General features: G+C 69.0%; 11 protein-coding genes and 1 pseudogene. 4 read left to right on the forward strand and 8 right to left on the reverse strand.

The genetic code is table 11. The features are described from left to right. Positions 1–99: 99 nt before the first annotated feature. Together ftsX and ftsE are read right to left on the reverse strand one after the other, a co-directional pair. Complete coding sequence (gene ftsX, locus AC08OX_RS08460; RefSeq protein WP_476607300.1) at positions 100–972, reverse strand: permease-like cell division protein FtsX; 873 nt, start codon at positions 970–972, stop codon at positions 100–102. Continuing rightward, positions 972–1718: a cell division ATP-binding protein FtsE gene (gene ftsE, locus AC08OX_RS08465; RefSeq protein ID WP_476607307.1), complete on the reverse strand. Its 747-nt coding sequence runs from the start codon at positions 1716–1718 to the stop codon at positions 972–974. Before ftsE ends, ftsX begins: the two co-directional genes overlap by 1 nt. Before the next feature lie 295 nt (positions 1719–2013). On the opposite strand from ftsE, the gene AC08OX_RS08470 reads away from it, so the two are divergent. Next, positions 2014–2199 (forward strand): hypothetical protein, encoded by a 186-nt coding sequence (locus AC08OX_RS08470; RefSeq protein WP_023839929.1) that lies wholly within the window; start codon positions 2014–2016, stop codon positions 2197–2199. Here AC08OX_RS08470 and cobA read toward each other — a convergent pair. The 3 genes and pseudogenes from cobA to nirB all read right to left on the reverse strand — a co-directional run. Continuing rightward, positions 2164–2994: a uroporphyrinogen-III C-methyltransferase gene (cobA, locus tag AC08OX_RS08475; RefSeq protein WP_476607301.1), complete on the reverse strand. Its 831-nt coding sequence runs from the start codon at positions 2992–2994 to the stop codon at positions 2164–2166. The two genes, AC08OX_RS08470 and cobA, sit on opposite strands and share 36 nt — an antisense overlap. Before the next feature lie 106 nt (positions 2995–3100). Continuing rightward, positions 3101–3445 carry a nitrite reductase small subunit NirD gene (gene nirD / locus AC08OX_RS08480; protein WP_011435248.1) on the reverse strand — a complete coding sequence of 115 codons (345 nt, stop codon included), beginning with the start codon at positions 3443–3445 and terminating at the stop codon, positions 3101–3103. A 36-nt stretch (positions 3446–3481) separates the two neighbouring features. Further along, a pseudogene (nirB, locus tag AC08OX_RS08485) lies at positions 3482–5926 on the reverse strand (nitrite reductase large subunit NirB); the annotation flags it as partial. Positions 5927–5969: 43 nt separating this feature from the next. Between nirB and AC08OX_RS08490 the strand changes: the two are divergent. Both AC08OX_RS08490 and AC08OX_RS08495 read left to right on the forward strand, forming a co-directional pair. Then, a complete protein-coding gene (locus AC08OX_RS08490) occupies positions 5970–6119 on the forward strand; it encodes a hypothetical protein (protein ID WP_476607302.1) in 150 nt (49 codons plus the stop codon). A gap of 473 nt (positions 6120–6592) precedes the next feature. After that, entirely contained in the window at positions 6593–7699 is a 1107-nt protein-coding gene (locus tag AC08OX_RS08495; RefSeq protein ID WP_476607308.1) for a uroporphyrinogen-III synthase, read from the forward strand. A gap of 54 nt (positions 7700–7753) precedes the next feature. Here AC08OX_RS08495 and AC08OX_RS08500 read toward each other — a convergent pair whose 3' ends face one another. Both AC08OX_RS08500 and prfB read right to left on the reverse strand, forming a co-directional pair. Then, positions 7754–8590, reverse strand: coding sequence for a polysaccharide deacetylase family protein (locus AC08OX_RS08500; protein ID WP_476607303.1), 837 nt, complete (start codon positions 8588–8590; stop codon positions 7754–7756). Positions 8591–9176: 586 nt separating this feature from the next. Beyond that, positions 9177–10277, reverse strand: coding sequence for a peptide chain release factor 2 (prfB, locus tag AC08OX_RS08505; RefSeq protein WP_476607304.1), 1101 nt, complete (start codon positions 10275–10277; stop codon positions 9177–9179). Positions 10278–11025: 748 nt separating this feature from the next. Between prfB and AC08OX_RS08510 the strand changes: the two genes are divergently transcribed. Further along, entirely contained in the window at positions 11026–12144 is a 1119-nt protein-coding gene (locus AC08OX_RS08510) for a hypothetical protein (RefSeq protein WP_476607305.1), read from the forward strand. Here AC08OX_RS08510 and AC08OX_RS08515 read toward each other — a convergent pair. Then, a complete protein-coding gene (locus tag AC08OX_RS08515; protein WP_476607306.1) occupies positions 12086–12613 on the reverse strand; it encodes a pilus assembly protein TadG-related protein in 528 nt (175 codons plus the stop codon). The two genes, AC08OX_RS08510 and AC08OX_RS08515, sit on opposite strands and share 59 nt — an antisense overlap. Positions 12614–13594: the final 981 nt, after the last annotated feature.

Genomic DNA, 13594 nt, shown 5'->3' on the forward strand with positions numbered 1-13594 from the left:
GCCCTGGGTGTCACCCGAAGATTATCTCAAGGAAGTATTCATCGAGGATGATGTCCAGTTCGAATCGAAGCGAACCGGGGCCGAGCGACGGATGACGCCTCAGACCCGCAGATGACGGCGGAGCGCCACCGAAGCCATCACGGCGGCGGCGAGCACACCGACCCCCAGCACGACGGCCGCGGTCTCCCAGACCGCCGACCAACCGAACAGGGGGAACATCGTCTGCTTCGCGAACCGGCCGTCCACCAGGTAGATCTTCGCCAACGCAAGCACGCCCGTGGCGAGCAGCCCGCCAACCAGCCCCACCGCCGCGATTTCCAAGACGAACGGAGCCCGGATTGTTCCGTTGGAAGCACCGACCATCTTCATAATCGAAGTCTCCCGTCGCCGGGCGTGCGCCGAGATCAGGATCATCGTGTAGATGAGGGCGAAGGACGCCAGGGCCTGCACGCCGGCGAGGGCGAAAGCGCCCGCGGTGAAGGCGTCGAGGAACCGGTACAACGGGTCAAGCAGGCCGCGCTGGTCGCGAACAGCTTCCACCCCGTCGAGGCCGGTGTAGGTGACGACGATGTCGCGGGCCGCTCGCGGATCGGTAAGCGTGAGTCGTAGCGCCGCGGGCAGGTCGTCGGGTCCGACACCGGCGAGGACGTCGGGCGATCCACGGAAGTCCCGGCGGAAACGGTCGTACACCTGCTGTTTGCTTTCGTACCGCACGTCGGCGACCAGTGGATCCGCCGCGATCTCGGCATCGAGGGCAGACCGCTCGCCCGGGGTGATGCCATCGGAGAGATCAACGACGACCTCGATCTGGTCGAGCAGGAAGTCGTCGATGGTGTGCACCTGCGCCCGCAGGAGCAGGCCCGACCCCAGCAACGCCAGGCAGATCGTGACAGTTATGATCATGGCACAGGTCATCGCCAGGTTGCGGCGCAGGCCCGTCCACAGCAGCGACGCCAGCAGACCCGGTCGCATCAGCGGACCCGGTCGGCCGGCACCCTGGGCCGGGGCCGGGGAATCATCGGCACCGCCAGATCATCCTGGTTGTAACGCCCGCGAGCCTCGTCCCGGATCAGCGCGCCGTCGCTCAGCTCGAGCACCCGGCGGCGCATCGCGTTGACGAGCGACGCGTTGTGGGTGGCCATCACGACGGTGGTGCCGGCCTGATGAACAGTGTCGAGCAGGTTCACGATCTCGATGCTGGTGTTCGGATCGAGGTTGCCGGTCGGCTCGTCGGCCAGCAGGATCCGAGGACGGCCAACGAACGCCCGGGCGATCGCGACCCGCTGCTGTTCGCCTCCGGAGAGTTCGTCGGGATACCGGTCCGCCTTCTCCGCGAGGCCGACCAGGTCGAGTGCCTCCGGCACGACGCTGCGCACGACATGCCGAGGACGGCCGACCACGTCGAGGGCGAACGCGATGTTCGCCGTTACGGTCCGATTCGGTAGCAGGCGAAAGTCCTGGAAGACACAGCCGACCAGCCGGCGCAACTGGGGCACCCCGCGGTCCGGGATCCGCGCGACGTCACGGCCAGCCACCAGCACCCGGCCGGACGTCGCTCGTTCCTCCCGCAGCAGCAATCGCAGCAATGTGGTCTTACCCGATCCGGACGGACCCACGAGGAAGACGAACTCACCGGCACCGATCTCCGCGGTGACATCGACCAGCGCCGGCCGGTCGCCGTTCGGGTACCGCTTGCTCACGGAGCTCAAAACAATCATTGCGCCTTCCCACACGCCTATGACTTTCAGTAGCCGCATGGTAGGGCGTGACGAAGGTCGGGGACCGCAGGTTACGCCCGACCGGAATCTCCGGGAACAGCCCGGACGGGTCGCCGCCCGCCCGATCGACCTTTGACGGAGCGGCACGCCACCGTGCGCGGGCGTAACGTGGAAGTCGATCGTGCGCGTCGCCAGCGGTCGTGCTCCATCCGGAACGTCCGGGTGTTGTCCCCATCCCGGGGAAGTGCGACGATCGCCCGATCATGGCATCCGTCACGGGTGGGAAGGAGGCGCCATGGGCAGCGAGGATCTCGTCTGCGCGCGCTGCGCCGGACTAGTGGTCGAAGGCCGGTGTCCCACCTGCCGCGCCTCGCGCGAGTATCTGCGCCAGAACTTCTTCCAGATGTCACCGCAGGTGATCGTCGCGCTGATCGCGATCGTGATGCTACTGGCGGTCCTCGCCGCCCGTCACGTCTCTTGAGCCCGGCCACGCTGGGACCGCCCCGACGGTACCTATCACGCCTGCAAGGCGATCACGTAACGTAACCACATCTCCGATTACGATGACCGCGGGAGAACTGATCGCGGCTTCGGCCGCAAGCTGGGCGATATCCACCAGGGGCCCGATGATGATCGTCTCATCGGCTGTCCCGCCAGCGTGGATCACCGCGGTCGGAGTCTCCGGCCGGCGGCCCCGCTTCACCAGCTCGTGACTGATCTCAAAGAGTGCCCCGACGCCCATCAGCACGACGACCGTGCCCGGACCGGTAGCGAGCGCGTCCCAGTCGGCAGTGGAACCGGGATGCGAAGGATCGATGTGGCCGCTGACGACGGCCACGTCCTGGGTGATGCCCCGGTGGGTCACCGGGATCCCGGCGAGCGCGGGGACCGCGACGGCGCTCGTCACCCCGGGGACGATCTCGCAGGGCAGGCCGGCCGCGGCGCAGGCCAGAGCCTCCTCGCCGCCACGACCGAAGACGAACGGATCGCCGCCCTTGAGCCGGACGACACCGAACCCGCGCAGTCCCCGATCGACGACCACCGCGTTGATCTCGTCCTGGGTCAGGTTGTGACCGTGCGGCGCCTTGCCTGCATCGATGATCTCGGTACCGGGTCGCACCTCGTCCAGCAGTTCATGGGGAGCCAGCCGGTCGACCACCACGACATCCGCAGCCTGGAGCAGCCGTAGACCGCGTACGGTGATCAGATCCGCCCGCCCGGGACCGCCACCGACAAGGGCCACCCATCCGCCCGGGGCTGTCTGCGCACCGGTCATCTTCGTCCCCTCCCGCGTCGGCTTTCTCCCAGTGTGCGGCCTGACCAGCCCGTTCGGGGCCGATCACTGTAGCCGACCGTTTCGGCTGATCGCCCGACTGATCGCCTCAGCTGACCGGCCGGGCCGCCGCGACGGGGCCGACCAGCACCCGACCGTCCTGCACCTGCACCGGGTAGACGGGGATGCGCACCCCCTCGGCATCAAGGCACTCCCCCGTCGCCAGGTCGAACGCCTGCTTGTGCAACGGCGAGAAGACCACGGCCCGGTCTCCGCGGGAGCCGACGAGACCCCGGGAGAGCACGTTGGCCAGGCCGATCGGGTCGGCGTTGCCGACGGCGAGCACGGGACCGTCGCTCAGCCGGAAGATGGCTACTTGGGCGCCGTTGACGAGCGCGGCCACGCCGCGATCGGGAGTCAGATCGTCCAGGGCACAGATGTCGGTCCAGATCATGGCGGCCTCCAAATCGTCCGTGATGCTCCTACTTGCCTATCCAGAGGCTTTTGTGTCCGTTTCGTCCCTCTGGATAGGCAAGGAGCCTGGATAGGCAAGGAAACGGTCAGCCACCACGGGTAGCGTGGCACCGGCGATGAGGGCCGCCCGCTCGGCCGGGCGGGCCGGCCGGGGCTGGCCGCGTTCGAGGACGTGGATGACGTCGGGGTCGGCCGCCTCGGGGGCGTTGACGAACGAGGCGAACCGGCGCAGTGCCACCGGATCGGCCAGCGTCGTCTTCCACTCGTCCTGATAGGTCGCGACGTGGTAAGCCATGGCCGTGTCAAGCTCGGCGCAGATGCCCAGCGAGTCATCGACGATGACCTCACGGACATGCCCAAGGCCGCCGTCGAGGCTCTCCACCCACGGCGCGGTGCGCTGGAGGCGATCGGCGGTGCGCACATAGAACATCAGAAAACGGTCGATGTAGCGGACGAGCGTCTCGGTGTCGAGGTCGGAGGCGAACAGCTCCGCGTGCCGGGGCCGATGACCGCCGTTGCCGCCCAGGTACAGGTTCCAGCCCTGCTCGGTGGCGATCACCCCGACGTCCTTGGACCGCGCCTCCGCGCATTCCCGGGCACAGCCGGAGACCGCCATTTTGATCTTGTGAGGGGATCGCAGGCCGCGGTAGCGTAGCTCCAGGTCGACGGCCAACGTGGTGGAGTCCTGTACGCCGTAGCGGCACCAGGTCTCCCCGACGCAGGACTTCACCGTCCGCAACTCCTTGCCGTAGGCGTGTCCGGACTCGAGTCCGGCGTCGGTCAGCCGCTTCCAGATCTTCGGCAGCTGCTCGGCCCGGGCGCCGAAGAGGTCGATGCGCTGCCCGCCAGTGATCTTCGTATAGAGATTGAAGTCCCGGGCCACCTCGCCAATCAGGATGAGCGTCTCGGGCGTGACCTCGCCGCCGGGCAGCCGGGGGACGACCGAGTACGTGCCGTCCTTCTGCATGTTCGCGAGCAGGTGGTCGTTGGTGTCCTGCAGGGCGGCCTGCTCGCCGACTAGGACGTACCCGTTGTAGAGGGAGGCAAGAATCGAGGCCACCACCGGCCGGCAGACCTCGCAGCCCCGGCCCCGACCGTGCTCGGCGATCAGCTGCGAGAACGTCGTGATCCCCCGCACCCGGACGATCTCGAACAGTTCGGCCCGGCTGACGTCGAAGTGCTCGCACAGCGCCTTCGACACTTCGAGGCCCGCAGCGGCGAGCTGCTGGCCGAGGATCGTCCTGAGCATCGGCACGCAGCTGCCACAGCTCGTGCCCGCGTTGGTGCACCCCTTGATCCCAGCGACGTCGGTAAGGCCATTCTCGCTGATCGCGGCGCAGATCTGACCGTGGGTGACATTGTTGCACGAGCAGATCTGCGCCCCGGCGGAGAGCGCCACCCCGGCCCCGGAGCCGCCGGCCCCGGCGACGTCGCCGGCCGGCAGGATGAGCCGCGCGGGATCGTCCGGCACGACCCCGGCGGAGCCGACCATGGCCCGCAACGTTCCGTACTCCCCCGCATCGCCGACGAGGATGCCACCGAGGACGCTACGCGCGTCGTCGGAGAGCACCAGCTTCTTGTAGACCTTGGCCACCGGGTCGGCGAACGTGATAGGCAGCGCACCGGGAGTCGTCCCGAAGGCGTCCCCGAAGCTCGCGACATCGACGCCGAGAAACTTGATCTTGGTCGACATGTCGGCACCGGTGAAGGTCACGCCGCCGCCAAGCAGACGGTCCGCGACGACCTCGGCCATCGCGTATCCGGGTGCGACCAGCCCGTACACCCGTCCGGCCGCCAGGGCGCACTCGCCGACGGCGTAGATGTGCTCGTCGCTGGTGCGGCAGCCCTCGTCGACGACGATGCCACCGCGATCCCCGACGTCGAGTCCGCACTCGCGGGCCAGAGCGTCCCGCGGGCGGATCCCCGCCGAGAACACGACGACGTCGGTGTCGAGGCCGGCCAGCCCCTCGGGGTGACGGGCGAAGACCATTCGGGCGACCCACCCGTCGGCATCGGCCTCGATCCGCTCGGTGGCCGTGTCGGTGTGGACGCCGATCCCGAGCCCGGTGATGTGGGCTCGCAGTGTCTGCCCGCCGGCCTCGTCGACCTGGGCCGGCATCAGCCGGGGCGCGAACTCGACGACGTGGGTGGCCAACCCCAGGCTACGCAGCGCGTTCGCCGCCTCCAGGCCGAGCAGGCCGCCACCGACGACCACACCGGTCCCGGTCCGGCTGCCGCGCGCCGAGGCGGAGATCGCATCCAGGTCCTCGATCGTGCGGTAGACGTGGCAGCCGGTGGCCTCCCGGCCGGGTACCGGCGGGACGAACGGGTAGGAACCGGTCGCAAGCACCAGCACGTCGTACCGGTAGGTGCGGCCGGCACCGGTGGTCACCGTCCGGGCAGCCCGATCGACGGCGACGACCGGTTCACCGAGACGCACTCGCAGCCGGGGGTGCTCAAGGAATCCGTCCTCGACGAGGCTGAGGTCCTCCGCGGTCGCCCCGGTGAAGTACGCCGAGAGGCCCTACCCGGTCATAGGCGGGCCGAGGTTCCTCGGCGAGGACCGTGACATCCCATCGCCCCTCGACGTCGCGGTCCCGCAGCGCCGCCAACAACCGATGCCCCACCATGCCGTGGCCGACGACCACCAGTGATCGAGAAGACATCCGCGCACCACCCGCACGTCCGAACCGATGGGTGCCGGTCCGAACGGCCACCCGCTACGACCAGAACCGTACGAACCCAGGATGTCAACGCCGACTCGAAGTCAGGTCGGTCCGGCTACAAGGCATGCACTCCACGACACGACGGGATGTGAGATGCCCGACGAACGCTCGATGCGGACGTCGTGAATACGCAACGGTGCCGGTTAACACCGGCGTTGCACACCGGCAAGCGCGTGGACATGGCCGTGGCCGATCCTGCGGTGACCGGGGGATCGGCGCGGGACCCCAGGCCAGGAGGTTGCCTTGTGACAATCCGTAGTCCCGGGCGGCCCGACGCTGGCGACCGGTCCGGCGCACCCGGGACCGCCGGAACACCCGAAACCACCAGCCCGCCCGAAACCACCAGCGCACCCGGGACGTTCCCGGCGTCGGCGACATCGAGGGAGCCGGCCGTCAGCGCCGTGCTGCCACCGCTGCTCGGCTTCACCGTCGGGGTCACGGCCGCGCGTCGCCGCGACGAGCTCGCGAACCTCCTCGAACGGCGCGGAGCCCGGGTGGTCCATGCCCCGGCCCTGCGCATAGTGCCGCTCGCCGACGACAGCCTGCTGCTCGCCGCGACCCGGGAGTGCCTCACCCGGCCGCTGGACGCGGTGATCGCCACGACGGCAATCGGCTTCCGCGGCTGGGTGGAGGCCGCCGAGGGCTGGGGGCTCGGCGAGCGGCTGCGCGACCGGCTGGACGGCGCCCGGCTGTTCACCCGCGGGCCGAAGGTCACCGGCGCCGTCCGGGCCGCGGGGCTGACCGAGTGCTGGTCGCCCCGCTCGGAATCCGGCGCCGAGCTCGTCGCCCATCTGCTCACGGAGAACCTGGCCGGGCTGCGCATCGCGGTGCAGCTACACGGCGAGCCATTGCCAGACATGGTCGAGGGACTGCGCGCGGCGGGTGCCGAGGTCGTCGAGATACCGGTGTACCGGTGGGAACCGCCGGACGATCTGCGGCCGGTCCGCCGGATGGTCGAACTCATCGTCACCGGCGGGGTCTCCGCGGTCACCTTCACCAGCGCGCCCGCCGTGGTGAGCCTGCTACGGATCGCCCGGGAGATGGGACAGTTCGACGAACTGTTGACCGCGCTGCGTGGCGAGGTGCTGCCCGCGTGCGTGGGTCCGGTCTGTGCCGCCCCCCTCGAACGGCAGGGCGTGGCGACGGTGACCCCGGACCGGTTCCGGCTCGGAGCACTCGTGCGCACGCTGTCCGACGAGCTCCCGCGTCGCCGGGTGCGGACCGTCGAGGCCGCGGGGCACGTGCTGCGGGTCCAGGGCGCGGCAGTGATCGTCAACGGCGAGCCGGTGATGCTCGCACCCAGGACCGCGGCAGTCCTCGACGCGCTGACCGAGCGTCCCGGCCGGGTGCTGTCCCGAGCCGAGCTGCTGCGCCGGACGGGCACGGCCGGGCTGACCGACGAACACGCGGTCGAGATGACCGTCGCCCGGTTACGCACCGCGCTGGGACCAGCCGGCTGCGCGGTCGAGACCGTCATCAAGCGGGGCTATCGGCTCGCGGTCGTGTGAGAGAGCACGCGGCAACCGCCGGGCCCCGGACTCCAGTTTCCCGCGCCCCCGTCGTCAGGCGCCTCGGCCGAGCCGCCAGCGCGCCGCTCGATATGCCCGCCACCCCGACTGCAGTCCTCGCCGGACGCTGAGCAGGGCGTCGCGATGCCCCTGGGAAACGAGCCGAAGGATGTCGGCCGCCCCAGCGGCCCGATTGACGATCAATCGGCTGATGGCGAACCGGGACAGCGTCGGTTGATGAATGCGGTATCCGACCTCACAGGCTGATTCGAACCCGGCGGCCGCGACGACATGGCGCACCGCCGCACAGTGATAACCGAAGGGGTAGCAGAAGCTGTCCGGACGCCGGCCGGTTCTCTCCTCGATCAGCCGCCGGCTGGCGGTGACATCGTACCGCGCCAGAGCGGTCGGCACCACGTCGAGCTCCAGATGACGGTGACCGTGCGAGCCAAGCTCGATGCCCTCCCCGGCGAGCGCGGCGAGGTCGGACCAGTCCAACAGGGGGAGGTTGCGCTCGGTGTAGCCATCCAGCCAGGTGGCGCGCCGGCCGACGAAGGCGGTCGGCACATACAGGGTGGCGCTGGCCCCGATCGCCCGCAGAGCGGGCACCGCGGTGGTGACGAAGTCCTCGAAGCCGTTCTCAAAGGTAATCACCACCTGGCGGCGGGTGGGATGCGCCAGCGCGTCAGTGAGACCGGTGAGGTGGTAGCCGCTTTCGACGAGGGCCTCGAGCTGCTCTGCGAAGGCACCGGGAGGGACCTCCCAGCGTCGGAAGTCCGCACTCACCGAATCACCGACGCCGTGGTACATAAGGACGGGCAGGGGCATCGTGGGCGCACCGTCGAACACGCCGCCTGCGGCGCCGGACGCCGCAGGCGCCAGGGAGGTCACGGCGTTCCCGTACCGACGAGACTGGCCATCTTGCCCGGATTTGCACCGTTATTTCCACACATATACATGCGTGCATTCGTGTGCAGGGACACAGACCGCACTCCCTCCGCGACAGCGGTTCGCAATTGTGAACGACCAGGTGACACGGGCGTACATCCCATCGGGTGAAGCAGTAGGCGGACCAGATCAAGACACCGAAACTAAAAAATCGAACGGTCCGCGAACTACCCGGAACTCTACACGTGTATACCCGGCATGCCAATGGCGTCAGGAGATCCGGTGAGTCCTTCCCCGACGCCGAGCCGAGCCGCCGGCCGGGCCTACGTCACACCGACGTTCCCACCACGGCCGGATCTTTGTCTTTTCACCGTCCGTTCCCCGAGAGGCAGGCGACATTTGGATGCCGTCCCGGAAACGGGGGATCTCCAGACCCCCGAACCCCCGAACCCCCGGAACTCCGGAACCGGAGCGCCGGGCGCTCATCGTCTCGCCGGGCCACGAGCGCCCGGACGGTGCGGCGAGGCTTGCCCGCCCAGTCCGGAACCAGACACATCCCAGGCGTCGACAAAAGCTCCGAAGAACCCTCTCACGCCTGGTTCTCGACCGACCGCCGCCACCGGATCTCCGCGTCGATGAAATCATCGAGCTCGCCGTCGAGAACACCGCTGGTGTTCGAGGTCTCGGTGTCGGTACGCAGATCCTTCACCATCTGGTATGGGTGGAGGACATAGTTACGGATCTGCGATCCGAAGGAGACGTCCTGTGGCCCGCCGGTGATGCGCTGTTTCTCCGCCGCCTCCTCGGCCCGCCGCCGCTCCAGGAGCTTCGCCTGCAACACGATCATCGCGGCGGCCTTGTTCTGGAGCTGGCTGCGCTCGTTCTGACACGTCACCACGATGCCCGTGGGCAGATGCGTGATGCGGACCGCGGAGTCGGTGGTGTTGACCCCCTGCCCACCCGGACCGGACGAACGGAAAATATCGATACGCAGATCCTTGTCGTCGATGTCGACGTGGTCGGACAGCTCGACGACCGGGGTGACCTCGACCCCGGCGAAGGAGGTCTGCCGCCGGTTCTGGTTGTCGAACGGCGAAATCCGGACGAGCCGGTGCACCCCGTGCTCACTGCGCAGCGTCCCGTACGCATAGGGCGCCTTGACCTGGAAAGTTGCCGACTTCAGACCCGCCTCCTCAGCCTCGGAGGTGTCGAAGACCTCCGTGGCGTAGCCGTGCCGCTCGGCCCACCGCAGGTACATCCGAAGCAACATCGCCGTCCAGTCGGCCGCGTCCACCCCGCCGGCCCCGGCCGAGAGCTGCACGATCGCGTCCCGCTCGTCGTACTCGCCGGACAGCAGGGTCCGAATCTCGAGACCGGCGATGTCACTGGACAGCCTGGGAAGATCGGCTGCGGCCTCGGCGAGCAGATCCTCATCGCCGAGGTCCGCGGCGGCGGCGATGTCGTCGAGACGGCGACGCAGCCCCTCCACCCTGGCGATGTCCCCGCGCGTCGACGACAACCGGCGGGTGACAGCCTGGGCCCGGTCCTGATCGGACCAGAGGTCGGGGTCCGCGGCCTGACGCTCCAGATCCTCGGCGCGACGGCGCAACCCCTCCACGTCGAGAACCGTCTCGATGCCGGTCAACGTGGCATCCAGCTGTTTGATCTCCTCGGACAGGTCGACGGCCATGCTGTTCACCTTACCGGCGGCGCCCGGGGGCCACCGCCACAACGGATCTTGTCCGCCCGGACGGGAGCCGGCCGAGTTCGCATCGGCGTCGTGCCGAGCCCCGGCGACCTCCCGACAGCATCCCGACGACGTCTCGACCAGGAAACATCATCGTGGCGAAACATGCAATGGCTCGACGACACGAGGAGAAACATTCGCGGGATGCCACGAGCATTTCGGCCGACCGACGCCCGCACTGCAGACAATCGTTACAGCGGCCCCGGGCGGTCAGCCGGTTCAGCCGTCCGATGACAACCTCCGACAACAACCGATGCCAATTCCTGAAGAGACACGTACCACATCGCCGAGTTCGCACAACTCGACGCGTCCGCGGCCCCCGAACGATACCTTCGAAGGCGGCGCTTCGCGCACGAATACGTGAACGCCGGGTTTCGTCGGGACAGTGCGGCCCCGCGACCATATGGGGGTCGGCCACGGAGAGCTCGGATGCGGAGAGCTCGGCGACATCGACCGGTGCGCGCGTGTGCACCGGTCGATGTCGCCGGGACAGGACGAAGACAAGACTCAAGGACCGACCCCTACCACGGGAAACCGACCACTACCACGGGAAGAGGAGGAAGGCCGCCGTGAATAACCGGATCTGTCGTCCGAGCGATCGGATCACGCCGTTAGCGGCGGCGACTCACCGCCCTGTCGCGTGCCAGCGGAAGGCCGCGATCATTCCCGCAGGAGCACGGAGGGTCCCATCGTGTCGGAGGTCTCGAAGGTCGCAGACCGACGCTCTGTCCTGGTTGCCACCGGCCTCGCGGCGGTGGGCTCCGTGAGTCTGCGCGGCGACGCGTCCGGCCTGCACGAAGCCTGCATGGCAGCCCTGACCGCGACGGTCAGGGCCTACGAGACGTCTGATCTGATCACTACCACGTCCGCCCTGGTCTCGTTAGAGCGCACGACACAGACCGTGCCCCGGGAACACCGGCTGCGCGGCCGGCCAGCGCTGGAGTGGATGCGGCTGCACGCGGCGGTCACGACGGTGGCGGCTGCCACCGCCTACGACCGCGGCAAACACTCCGACGCCGCTGCGCGGGCCGACCGGGCCGCGGCGCTCGCCCGGGCGGCCGGGGACGGGCCACTCGCCGCCCGCGCCCTGGCCCTGCGCGCCCGGGTGGTCCGCCCACACAGCCCGGCGGTGTCCCTGCAGATCGCCGGGGCGGCGGCGCGGATCGCGGGGCACAGCTCCACCCGGGCCCTCATCGCCGGGAAGGTCGTCACCAGCGCCTGTGCGGCGACCGGCGACCGGGCAGGCGTCCGGGACGCCGTCGCCAGAGCCTGGCAGACGATGGAACGGCTCGACGACACCGCCCACGGCTCGCCGGGTTTCTCGCTCGACACTTACTCCCCGGCGGATCTGGCCTTGGCCTGCGCCGAGGCCCTGACCACCGTCGGCGCAGCCGACGAGGCCACGCCTCACCTGGAACGCGCCTCGACGTTGATCACCGGCAGCGGCCAGACGGGCATGGTGGTCTCGGTGCGGATGGCGCAGGCCCGGGCCGCACTGGCCCGGGAGGTCCCGGATCGCGACGAGGCAGCCCAGCACGCCGCTCAGGCGGTGGCGCTGTCCGCCGGGCGGCCGGCCGAATGGGTGGCCCGGCTGGTCCGGGACGTGTCGGATCTGGCCGAGCGCCGCACCGGCCACGGTCTCGACGATCTCATGGACGCCACCTCGACCTGGTTGCATCAGGGGTCGGAGGAAAGCCAACGGGTGACGCGCACGCAACCGGCGCGGTTCGGCGTTCCGGCGCCGGCCGGCGTCATGGTGCAGCGGGCTGGCGGACCACCGACTGTGCCTGCGCTCCGGCACGTACCGTGACCGGACCCACCCCGAGGGAGCCGACGACCGGAAGGTCGACCACACGCGTGCCCTCCACCTCCACCGTCGTCGCGTCGACGAGGGTGGAGGTGAGGGTCGTGCGGCCACTCGGATCGGCCCGGCGCTGGTACTGATCGACGGTCGTGGCGATGTCGGCGAGGGGCAGGCGCTCGAAGGCGTCGGTGGCGGTGTAGATCGCGTTCTCGTCGATGCGCTGGGCAGCGGCCAGCGCGGCGCCGTCGGCGGCCGAGGCCACCGACCGACGAGCGAGGTAGACGGCGGACACGTCGGTCACAACGACCACCAGCATCGCCGCGACCATGAGATACCCCAGCGTCAGCACGAGAATGGTCCCGCCGTCCGCGCGGTTGGTCCCGTCCGGGCGGACGACTCCGTCCGGTGTTCCGGCCGACCCCGTTGCTCCGGCCGACCCCGTCCCGCCGCTGGTCACAGGCACACGTTTGGTCACGGGCACGCGTTCTCCTCGCTGACGCTCCTGCCGGAAGGCCGAACAGGCGGGGCCGGAAACCCACTGCCCCAGCAACCCTATTAGCAACCCTATTGTGGGAGAATAGCAACCCCATTGCGGGAGAATACGGTCATGCGGCACTGATCCGACTTACCACCGGAGTCATCGACCGGTTCCGCTCGATGGACGTCAACGGCGGCGCACTGATCGTGGGACACGTCGTGGCGAGCGTGTTCGCAATCTCGTCTCGACGGCGCTGGTGTTCGGCGTGGCCTTCGCCATCGGCTTCCGCTCGCCCGCGGGCCTCTGGCGGTGGCTCGCCGCCGTGGGCCGTGCTGGCGCTGTTCGTACTCGCGCTGTCCTGGCTGCAGGGCTTCGCTCGTAACCAGCAGCCGCGTGCGGGTCAACACCATCTTGCCGTACGGCGCGCGGACAAAGTACTCACCTCACCCCTGACGATCGCGTACACCTCTAGGCTCCGAACCCGTGCACCGGGAGACTTCCGCACCACGGATCCGATATCCTGATCTCACCTCGTCACGGCCGCGGACGATCGCGCGTCCGTTGGCGAGGTTCGCCGGCAGACTCCTTTTCCCATGCCCAGAAGAGGATCATCCAAGTGACCACGACTGCCAAGACCACGAACGCGTTCGATTTCGCGCCCAACGACAGAACACTGCTCGACGCGGAGATCGCCGCTCTCGAGAACCTCGAGAGCGGCGACTTCAGGAATCTCCCACCGACGACCGTGGCAAAGTTCGAGGAACTACGGGGAGCAGGGGCCTTCACCACGACCAGGATCCCCGGAGCCGATGCCGACGTCCAACTCGGCGCCGACGGGATGGAAATCGTATCCGGGGATGCTCCTGAACTTCGCGCTCAAGGGATATCTGGCGGTCGCGTACAGCGAGCGTGGGCTCGCCGACTCCACAGGGAAGGTAGGCGTCGCCTGTCAGCGGCACCGGGCGGACGGCTCGGCCG

This window comes from Frankia sp. CoBUL1 (genome assembly GCF_978021245.1).